Below are 9,170 nucleotides of genomic sequence, written 5' to 3' on the forward strand. Positions count from 1 at the left end.
TCATTTATTTTTTGGAACACTCTTAGAATATGCGGTTTTTGTGATTGATTGTTATTTTATTTGTTGTCAGAATTTATGTAAACATTTTGACCACGATGCTCAGTCTTTACCCACTGCGATCGCTCCTGCACACACATCTTTAAAGTAGTTACAATCATCACAGGAATCCAATGCACCATGTATAATGAGCCTTGAATTGTTGCCCAAAGCAAAGACCATCCTCGTAAACTTTGAAATTGGTAAAGTCCAGCAATAAAAGCAATTGTCAGAATGATGCTGAGTAGTGTTTGCAAGGGAAACAGAACGGGATGATGGCTATAAAATATTGTCCAAAGTAAATCTGGTATTAATCCAATTGGCAGAATAAATTGTAATAGAAAAAACAATAGTAAATCAACTTCTTTCGCCCAACCTAAAGTCAGAATTTGAGGAAAATAATCTAGATAACGCTGATAACCACCTTCAGCCCAACGACAGCGTTGATACCAAAGTTTTTCCCAAGTAGTTACACCTTCTTCTTGAATTGATGGAACTGTCACAAACTCAATTTCCGTACCTGCTAAATAGAGTTTGAAGCAAAGATCCAAATCATCGGTGACAGTGTTCTCATTCCAACCTTGACACTTTTCTAACAATTCCCGACGAACTAACATCCCATTCCCGCGCAGCTCAGACATTCCACCGATCGCAATGCGATGGGTTTGCAAAAAGCTATCACAGCACATTTCCATCTGCTGACAACGGGTTAAGAAATTGGTATTAGCGTTAGAAATCGCTTTTCGCACTTGCACCGCACCGATCGCTTGCTTCTGAAACAGAGGTACTGTTTGTTGGAGAAAATTGGCTCTTAATTGAGCATCCGCATCGCAGACTAGAATAATTTCCCCTTGGGTAAAGGGAAACACCGCATTCAATGCCCCTGATTTACCACCTTTTGATTCCCGTCGATGAACTTGCAAAGCTGGAAATTGAGTTTGTAATTCCCTCAAAACTTGGGGGGTTTCATCAGTACTACCGTCATCAACGACCCAGATATCTAGGCGATCGCTGGGATAATTCAATTGGCATAGGCTGTAAACTAGATTAGCCAAGACTAAACTTTCATTTTTAGCCGGAACTAAAATCGAGACTGGCGGTAAATAAATCTCACTTTCCATCACCGTCGCCTCTGGTTTTGCTAACAGCATCCGTAATGTTTGCACAGTCAGGATTGCCGTTAATCCCAGCATCAACCATTGTGTTTCTGGTAGCCAGTGCAGCAAACTCACGCCACCCCAAACCACTAAAACTACTATGGTTGCTTTGAGACGGCGATGAAAGATAGTATTTTTACTGGGTTGATAAGTGCTTCTTCCCACTTTATTTGTTATGTCCTTTCGGTTTCTGGCTTAATCGTGCGACGTAATAATAGCATTGTCACTACTCCCACCAGGAAACCGCCTACCCCTGCTGCAATTGCTAGAATCCGCCCCAATTGTTGAGCAGAATTCAACACTGGGTTATTCAGCAAATTGGAGGAGAAATGCAGCGATTGAATCGTCCATTTGTCTTGGAGTTTTTGCAGCACGGCTGTCCATCGTAACGCCATATCAGCCGCGTTACCATCTTTGAAAGAAAAAGATGCGATCGCTTCTCCAGAGGAAACATCTATATCGGGAGTGAGAAATGTTCTAAGAGTATCTCCCGTTAGTTGCATTTTGATATCTTTGATAGAACTGGAAAACTGTTGATTCCAGTACTTTTCAAATTCAGGAACTGTCTTGAAAGTCTGATTATCAACTGTTGTGATTGTGAAGTTTGGGTGCAAATAAGGCTGTATTTTGGAAAAATCACGAGTGTTTAAGGCTTGCAGAGCAATATCCCGCGTGCGAATAATTGCATTTATCTCTTGTGGGTTGACATCTGCTAGAGCATATTGGGGTAGATTCCAAATTACCAACACTAACAAAACACTCCAAAGTAGCTGAGTGCATTTGTATATGCTTGCCAATCTCTGTTTCATCATATAAAAAAGCTTTAGATTGGGTAACGCTTACCGAGAATTTTTTAATGTTATATCATGTCTGACTTTTCACGGCATCTAGAAAACCTCACTTCTATTTCTCTCCTAAAAGGCTACGGTGTACACACAAGTTTTGCCGCAACCATATCTTTATTAATAAATCTCACACTGCGTTTCTATCCCGCCTCGGAATGAATTCCAAGTCTCATAGCTAAAGTCCACTCAAGTGGACTAAATCGCAACCTACTATTCTAGGACTTATGCATTGACAAGAAATACCAAATATGGAGCAAGCTTAAAAACCATATCTTTCGTAAGGGCACGGGCAGTGCCGTGCCCCTACACCTTGCAATATAATCTCGTACCGCATCTGAATAGGAAGCGCTATAGTTAATATATTTAATAAAATATTATTATTTATGAAGCCTTGAGATTTTAATTTATCCTTACTAAGTAACAACTTATTTCCTTAAGAAGGATGTCAAAATTCCACCTGAATATCAAAATTATACTTATTATACAAAAATAACGTTAAGTTAAATGTGACATGCCACACGTATTACTTGTAGATGATGAAGCACCCTTGCGGGATAGCCTCACCTATACACTACAGAAAGAAGGTTACACGGTAACTACAGCCGCCGATGGACATAGTGCAATCAAACAATTTCACAAGCAAGTACCAGATGTAATTTTGCTGGACTTGATGTTACCAGAAGTTGACGGTATGGAAGTTTGCTGGCGGATTCGGGCATTTTCCAATGTACCTATTGTCATGCTCACAGCTAAAGATGAGGATATTGATAAAATTTGGGGTTTGGAAGCAGGTGCAGATGATTATGTTACTAAGCCCTTCAACACCCGCGAATTACTGGCACGCATCAAAGCGGTTTTACGTCGTCGTTCTGGGGAGCAGCCTGCATGAGAGGCTGGATGTCTGGGATTAAATTCAATTCAATTTATGCCAAGCTGTTAAGCACATACCTGATGCTGACAGCTTTTGGTACGTCATTAATGGCAGGTTATATCCTGTGGTCATTCAATGATTACTTTATGCGATCGCGACAAGCAGATTTGGATAACTTGACGAGTGCATTAAGTGAAAGTGTTGCAGATGCACTAGAAGAAAATGATATTAAACAAGTAAAGGTACTGGTACAACGGTATGGCGCACCACAAACTATAACCCTACGTGTTTTTAATCAACAAGGCAGTTTATTAGCCACTTCTGACCCAAAATTAGATAGTCAAGTTAAAGATTGGTCTCAGGTTCCGGGAATAGGGGAAGCTCTACGAAACCGCGTAAAGCAAGGAATTGCCAAAGGCGTTTTATCAAACAGCGATCGCCTCTATATTACTAAACCTATTGAGCGTAACGGTCGGTCGTTGGGCATAATCCGAATGTCTATGACTTTGGGGCAGCTTCAGCGACAGTTTGCTAGAGTAATTTGGAGTATTTTGGGAACCCTAGCAATAACGATTCTGCTGTGTGCGTTAATTAGCAGTCGGTTTGCTCGCAGTCTCTCAAAACCGATTGAAATTATGCAGAATTTTGCTATTCGCTTGGGTGGCGGTCATTTTGGTGATAAGCTGACGATCCATGAGAACAATGAGTTAGATCAATTGGCAGCAGAACTCAACCGGATGAGTGAACGGTTAGCTTCCTTAGACCAAGAGCGACGGGTATTTTTAGCCAGTGTTTCCCATGAATTACGTACCCCTATCAGTAACGTTCAGGTAACAGTAGATGCACTCAAAGCAGGAGCATCTGAAGAACCAGAGTTACGCGATCGCTTTTTTCAAACTATCGAAAGCGAAATCAAACGTTTATCACGATTGATTCATGACTTGCTGGATTTAGGACGTTTGGAAGCAGGAGTTGCTGAACTAGAAAAGCAAGCTATTTCGCTGGATGGATTGATTAACCGTGCTGTTAATGCATTAGAACCGCGAATGCGAACTCTGGGAATTTCTACACAGGTGAACGTGGGAAACCTAATTATCCAGGGCGATCCAGAGCGGCTATTACAAGCGATTCTCAATTTATTAGATAATGCGATTAAGCACTCACCAGCCAATTCTCAAGTATCTATTTCTGGAGACAGTCAAGGTAAACAAGCTATTATTCAAATTCAAGACCAAGGAAAAGGGATAAAAAAGGGTGATTTACCCCGAATCTTTGAGCAATTTTATACAACAGATCCCGCACGAAAAGGTAGTGGCAATGGTCTAGGATTAGCGATCGCCAAGCGGATTATTGAAGCCCATCAAGGCAGTATTATCGCTAGCAGCACACCAAATCAAGGTGCAACTTTTACTATATATTTGCCAATAATAGCAGTTGTGCGATCGCGTCTTCCCAGTGAAGGTTAATGAAGCAGGGGGCTGGGGGCAGATGGTAGAACTAATAAATTTTTTTCTCATCTCCAGAATAGTTATGGAGACTTTTGGTAAAAACTATAGCATTAAGTGAAACGGTAGAATGCGCCCAAATAACTCAACCTGATTGTCGCCAATCTGTCGGTGTTTCTATATAATCAGGTAGGCGAGTGGTGCGATCGCCAAGTGCCTTTCTAATCTGATGCAACTCTAAGTTTTTAGCCCCTGTTAAAATTGTCCCTTCCAGTTTGACATCACTAAGGTCAGCTTCTAAAAAGTTAGCTCCCATCAGGTTTGCCTGACTCAAGTTAGCTTGATAAAAGGTCGCCCGATGCAGGTTAGCTCCAATTAGGTTTGCCTGATGCAGGTCAGCTTCCGTTAAACTGGCTTCTGAGAGATTGGCAAAATAAACTTCTGTTTGGTGAAGTTTGGCTGCATTCAAGTTAGCCCCTGAAAGGTTGGCTCCATTTAGGTTAGCCCCTGAAAGGTTAGCACCAATCAAACCCGTTAGATTTAGGTTCGCTTTACCTAGTTTTGCACCTTGTAAGTTAGCTAAAAACAGCTTTGCCCCAGAAAGGTTGGCGACTTTCAAAGTCGCTTGTTGCAAGTTAGCTTTATAGAGGTTTGCTCCTTGGAGATTCGCTACACGCAGACTTGCTCCTGAGAGGTTGGCTGAACGCAGGTTAGCCCCAGAGAGATTAGCACGGTTGAGATTAGCCCAACATAAATTAGCTCCACAGAGGCTAGCTTTTAGTAATTTGGTTTCATAAAGAATAGACCTAATGAGTTTAGCGCTGTTCAGGTCAGCCTCACTCAAGTCGGCTCCGCGCAAGTCAGCCCCACTTAAGTCAGAACCACGTAAATCGGCTTGTTGCAGATTAACTCCTAGCAAGTCTGCTCGTCTGATATCAATATGACGTAAATCAAGTTTCTGATCTTTTGGGTCTTCGAGTAAATTACGTCTGCCGATGACAGTTAGGGCTGCTTGAATATCGGTGCGGATTATTGGCAATTCTTCATAGAGGTTTTGCTCCAATGGCTGTGTCGGACGTGACCCACTTCTACGCCTACCTGAGTAATCATCTGATGGATATTCCGACTTTTGTTGCTCTACCTTCACCGGCTGGATAGCTGCATTTTCGCGCACAAAGGCAGTGAGGATTTCCATGATTGTCCAGTGTTCTTTAGGAAAATCCTGAGCAACTCTTTCTAATGCATAAATTGCACCTGTTCGGGTTTCAATTTTATCATGACCTAACTGGGCAATTGCCCCCATAAACCGTTCTGAAATCAATCTGTCTTGATTGAGTTTGGCATTTTGAAGGCCAATTTCAAGGTTTTTCTCAGCTGCGATCGCATTTTTATGCATCGCTTGGGCCCGCTTTGCTGCATAGTAGGTATTAAACATTGCTGCCGATGCCAGAAAAACTATTGCAGTAGTTGTTAACGCTTGGTTTCTATACTGAATTTTTTCCTGAATTGACAATTCTTTAATACTGGATAAAGCAAAGAAAATTACAGTCAATGAGCAGCCAAATATAACTGTTATAGTTATCAACCAATTCAACAGAGTGTCTGTCTTTTTAGAAGACATGGTAAAGATTTTCCTTACAACTTAGAATTATTACTTAGATGTTTGGAAAAAATAGTATAGCATTTAGCAGAAAATTATAATAGGTGTTATAAGACCTCTTGGACTAAGTAATAACATCGAATATGGTAAATAGACCACGCGGTAGGGGCGCAAGACCTTGCGCCCCTACGACAGGTGTATTTCAAATAGATGAAAACTGCTGTAATGAAAACAGCCTATATTGTAAAATACCTAATCCCTTGCTATTAAAGGATTCTTAGACCTTAGATATGTTTGCCTTGAGTTGCCGCCGAATTGAGCAAAATCAAAAAATTATATTTTAACTTTGGTAATGCATAAATCTTGCCGACTCACCTGATAAGTTAAGCAACAAACTGAGGATACAGCATCATTAATCAAGTTTTTAACCACCTGCACTAAGTTGTGGAACTAACCGAGTTCTGCTTGTTAAACGTATCAGTTAGAAAAGAATTTTTTTTATCGAATAGAATTCAGGAGTCAGGAGTCAGGAGTCAGAATTCAGTAATGTTTTCTGTGCGAGTGGCGGATGAATAACCAGGTTTAAGACCACCACCAAATCTACAATTTGGTGGTGCAACAATTCCTGCGTCGGTCTGAATCCCCGACTGATTGATTCTGACTCCTGAATTCTGACTTCTGAATTCTTCTTCAAGTAATATATAGCATTAGGAGGATAACTAAATTAAAACCTGATTGCTAACATAATGAAAAACACTACTTCGTGACACACTCATGGTACAACCTTCAAAAGAACTTGAGAGTTTTATCTACCCTCGCAGTCGGTATTATGGTGAATTTCAGCCAGTGAACATGATATTTAATGCTAACCTACAGGAATTTGCTCAAAAAATTAGTTACATATCTTGCCTAGAAACATCTGGTAAACTATCTCCTGAAGAAGCGTACAACCAAATCAAGGTGCTTTGGAAGCAGTTAAAACATAGTAGAAAAGAACTGTTTACTGGTACAGATAAAAATATTTAATTAACTTATCACCGGAGTAGCGTCTCTACTCTACATGCTGGTGTTATAAGTAAATCTAAAAATACCCCTTGTTAAACTGATGTTTTATATTATGTCTCTCTAATCACTTAGGATATGTCATTGCGAGTGCAACGAAGTGGAATGTTCGCGTAGCGTCTCGTAGAGATAGCAATCGCAAGGGTTCGAAAATTGCTTCTCTTCCTTGGCAATGACAACTAATTAGTCAGACATAATATTACTCAGAGAATTTAGCTTCTCTGAGATTTGCCCCATCAAGTATGGCATCATTAAGGATTGTCCCTTGCAACTCAGCTAGATATAAGTTTGCACAATGTAGGTTAGCTCCTTTTAAGTTAGCTCCTTTTAAGTTAGCTGCACTCAGGATTGCCCCTTCTAGGTTAGCTAAATATAAGTTAGCGCCTTCTAGATTAGCTGCACTAAGGATTGCTCCTGCGAGGTTAGCTTCTATGAGGTTCGCCCCAGCAAGATTAGCTTGATAGAGGTTTATCTTTTGTAAGTTCGCTCCATTCAGATTTACTCCTCTCATGTCGATGTGGCTCAAATCAAGCTGCTCATTTTCCGGGTCTTTATTTACATCTCTTGTAGCAATAACAGTCAAGGCTGCTTGAATATCTGCACGAACTTTTGCTGATAGTTTACTAGTTACTTTTTCTTGGCATATATAAAGAGTATTTTTTCGGATAAAACTAGTAAGAATATCCATAATTATCCAGTGGTAATGTGCATGATTTTTGGCAATTTGCTCTAAATCTTTGATTACAGGTAGACTGGTTTCTATTGAATGATTTTCTAGTTGTTCAAGTGCTATTGTCAAACGTTCTTTTGGATACTTATACTGAGTTTGCTGAATTTTTTCTTGTAAATTATGTATCGCCAGATATATTTTTGATACCTGACTGTTATTGATTGATAAAATACTTTTTATAGTATGAAAATAATTAATGATTACTGTCAACATACGATGTTTAAAAACTTAGTGCTAATTGGTGGCGGACACAGCCATGCAATTGCCCTGAAAATGTTTGGAATGAAGCCATTACCCGGAGCGCGTTTGACGTTGATTACTGCAAATCAAAAGACAGCCTACTCTGGAATGTTACCAGGACACATTGCGGGATTTTATACCCATGATGAATGTCATATTGATTTGCAACCCTTGGCTAACTTTGCTCAAGCAAATTTGCATATTGACAGAGTAGTTGCCCTAGATTTGGAAAACAACAAAGTTCTCTGTGCTAACGGACTTGTGGTAGATTTTGATGTGCTGTCTATTGATATTGGCAGCACTCCGGCCAGAGTGTCTGTATCAGGTGCAGCAAAATATGCGATCGCAGCTAAACCAGTATCGCAGTTATTGGAACATTGGGATGAACTAATTGCAGCCGTAGGTAAAAATCCTCAAGAACCAATTAGCATTGCGATCGTGGGTGGAGGCGCTGGTGGTGTAGAATTGGCGTTGGCGATGCAATCTCATTTACATCAGATTTTACGTCAAACTCAACAACCAACTCAAAATCTAGAAATTCATTTATTTCATCGTCAGATGGAACTGATGCCTAATTACCATCAATCAGTACGGCATCAAATTCAGCAAATTCTCACCGAGCGAGGTATTAAGCTACATCTGGGAGAAAATGTATGTAATATCGCACCTAAAAAGGACAAGGAAACTAGAGAAATATTTGAGATTAAATGCGACTCTGGTTTGACAATAAACTGTAATAAAATTTTCTGGGTGACACAAGCTTCAGCACCCGAATGGTTAAAAATTGCGGGACTAGGAACCGATGAGCAAGGTTTTATTCTGGTAGAAGACACATTACAATCTCAAACGCACCCGCAGGTATTTGCATCTGGTGACATCGCCACAATGGTAAATCATCCGCGTCCGAAAGCTGGGGTGTTTGCTGTTAGACAAGGTAAACCTTTATTTGAGAATTTGCAGCGAATTTTATTAGGTAAATCGCTCAAACCTTATAAGCCGCAGAAACAATATTTAAGTCTAATTGGTACAGGAGATGGAAAAGCGATCGCCACACGAGGTATCATCACTTTACCACCTCATAAACTCTTGTGGCATTACAAAGATTGCATTGACCGCCGTTTCATGGAACGCTTTTCCTTTGAAGAAATAAGTGAGTAGAGAGTGGGAGGGCAGAGGAGTAGAGT

General features: G+C 40.4%; 9 protein-coding genes. 5 read left to right on the plus strand and 4 right to left on the minus strand.

The features are described from left to right. Nucleotides 1-56: 56 nt before the first annotated feature. Both VB732_RS18390 and VB732_RS18395 read right to left on the minus strand, forming a co-directional pair. Nucleotides 57-1,358 carry a glycosyltransferase gene (locus VB732_RS18390; protein ID WP_323232346.1) on the minus strand — a complete coding sequence of 434 codons (1,302 nt, stop codon included), beginning with the start codon at nucleotides 1,356-1,358 and terminating at the stop codon, nucleotides 57-59. Nucleotides 1,359-1,366: 8 nt separating this feature from the next. Continuing rightward, nucleotides 1,367-2,005: a YybH family protein gene (locus VB732_RS18395; protein ID WP_323232347.1), complete on the minus strand. Its 639-nt coding sequence runs from the start codon at nucleotides 2,003-2,005 to the stop codon at nucleotides 1,367-1,369. 54 nt (nucleotides 2,006-2,059) lie between these two features. Here VB732_RS18395 and VB732_RS18400 point away from each other — a divergent pair, with 54 nt between their 5' ends. The 3 genes from VB732_RS18400 (at nucleotide 2,060) to VB732_RS18410 (ending at nucleotide 4,375) form a co-directional block, all read left to right on the plus strand. After that, the gene (locus tag VB732_RS18400; protein ID WP_323232348.1) at nucleotides 2,060-2,197 is read left to right on the plus strand and encodes a hypothetical protein; all 138 of its coding nucleotides are present in this window, start codon (nucleotides 2,060-2,062) and stop codon (nucleotides 2,195-2,197) included. A gap of 352 nt (nucleotides 2,198-2,549) precedes the next feature. Further along, a complete protein-coding gene (locus VB732_RS18405) occupies nucleotides 2,550-2,927 on the plus strand; it encodes a response regulator transcription factor (protein ID WP_323232349.1) in 378 nt (125 codons plus the stop codon). Beyond that, nucleotides 2,924-4,375, plus strand: a complete 1,452-nt coding sequence (locus VB732_RS18410) for a HAMP domain-containing sensor histidine kinase (protein WP_323232350.1) — start codon at nucleotides 2,924-2,926, stop codon at nucleotides 4,373-4,375. Before VB732_RS18405 ends, VB732_RS18410 begins: the two co-directional genes overlap by 4 nt. A 124-nt stretch (nucleotides 4,376-4,499) precedes the next feature. Here the strand turns inward: VB732_RS18410 and VB732_RS18415 are convergent, their stop codons facing one another. Beyond that, nucleotides 4,500-5,975 (minus strand): pentapeptide repeat-containing protein, encoded by a 1,476-nt coding sequence (locus VB732_RS18415; protein WP_323232351.1) that lies wholly within the window; start codon nucleotides 5,973-5,975, stop codon nucleotides 4,500-4,502. A 753-nt stretch (nucleotides 5,976-6,728) separates the two neighbouring features. Between VB732_RS18415 and VB732_RS18420 the strand changes: the two genes are divergently transcribed. Continuing rightward, entirely contained in the window at nucleotides 6,729-6,980 is a 252-nt protein-coding gene (locus VB732_RS18420; RefSeq protein ID WP_323232352.1) for a hypothetical protein, read from the plus strand. A 235-nt stretch (nucleotides 6,981-7,215) separates the two neighbouring features. Here VB732_RS18420 and VB732_RS18425 read toward each other — a convergent pair whose 3' ends face one another. After that, complete coding sequence (locus VB732_RS18425; protein ID WP_323232353.1) at nucleotides 7,216-7,959, minus strand: pentapeptide repeat-containing protein; 744 nt, start codon at nucleotides 7,957-7,959, stop codon at nucleotides 7,216-7,218. Nucleotides 7,960-7,962: 3 nt separating this feature from the next. Here VB732_RS18425 and VB732_RS18430 point away from each other — a divergent pair, with 3 nt between their 5' ends. After that, nucleotides 7,963-9,144, plus strand: coding sequence for an FAD-dependent oxidoreductase (locus VB732_RS18430; protein WP_323232354.1), 1,182 nt, complete (start codon nucleotides 7,963-7,965; stop codon nucleotides 9,142-9,144). The last annotated feature ends 26 nt before the right edge of the window (nucleotides 9,145-9,170 follow it).

The sequence above is a fragment of the Nostoc sp. UHCC 0252 genome (assembly GCF_034931145.1).
Classification (GTDB): domain Bacteria; phylum Cyanobacteriota; class Cyanobacteriia; order Cyanobacteriales; family Nostocaceae; genus Nostoc.

Coding starts and splice junctions, on each gene's coding strand:
- VB732_RS18400 (WP_323232348.1), top strand. CDS start 2,060: ATGTCTGACTTTTCACGGCATCTAGAAAACCTCACTTCTATTTCTCTC.
- VB732_RS18420 (WP_323232352.1), top strand. CDS start 6,729: ATGGTACAACCTTCAAAAGAACTTGAGAGTTTTATCTACCCTCGCAGT.
- VB732_RS18395 (WP_323232347.1), bottom strand. CDS start 2,005: ATGATGAAACAGAGATTGGCAAGCATATACAAATGCACTCAGCTACTT.
- VB732_RS18415 (WP_323232351.1), bottom strand. CDS start 5,975: ATGTCTTCTAAAAAGACAGACACTCTGTTGAATTGGTTGATAACTATA.
- VB732_RS18425 (WP_323232353.1), bottom strand. CDS start 7,959: ATGTTGACAGTAATCATTAATTATTTTCATACTATAAAAAGTATTTTA.
- VB732_RS18410 (WP_323232350.1), top strand. CDS start 2,924: ATGAGAGGCTGGATGTCTGGGATTAAATTCAATTCAATTTATGCCAAG.
- VB732_RS18430 (WP_323232354.1), top strand. CDS start 7,963: ATGTTTAAAAACTTAGTGCTAATTGGTGGCGGACACAGCCATGCAATT.
- VB732_RS18405 (WP_323232349.1), top strand. CDS start 2,550: ATGCCACACGTATTACTTGTAGATGATGAAGCACCCTTGCGGGATAGC.